Source organism: Lysinibacillus sp. GbtcB16 (genome assembly GCF_019091145.1).
Classification (GTDB): Bacteria; Bacillota; Bacilli; order Bacillales_A; family Planococcaceae; genus Lysinibacillus; species Lysinibacillus fusiformis.
Map to the genome: position 1 here is coordinate 1 of NZ_JAGXJV010000933.1, position 232 is coordinate 232.

At 36.6% G+C, this 232-nt stretch carries 1 pseudogene; it reads left to right on the top strand.

The window, feature by feature from the left end:
* Positions 1–232, top strand: a pseudogene (locus KVT27_RS26360) (proline dehydrogenase family protein); the annotation flags it as partial.

A 232-nucleotide genomic window follows, 5' to 3' on the forward strand; every position in this document is an offset into this window, starting at 1 on the left:
TATTAGAGAATTAAACAAAGCTAATATTTCTTGTACAGTCGACTATCTGGGAGAGTTCGTTTATGAGAAATCAGAGGCGACAGCTGCAAAAAATAATATTTTAGCAGTTGTTCAAGCTATTCACGATGAGCAACTAGGTGCTCATATTCCACTTAAACCTTCCCAATCAGGTTTAGTCACAGATTACGCATCTAGCTATGTAAACTTAAAAGAAATCGAAGAGCTTGCCCAT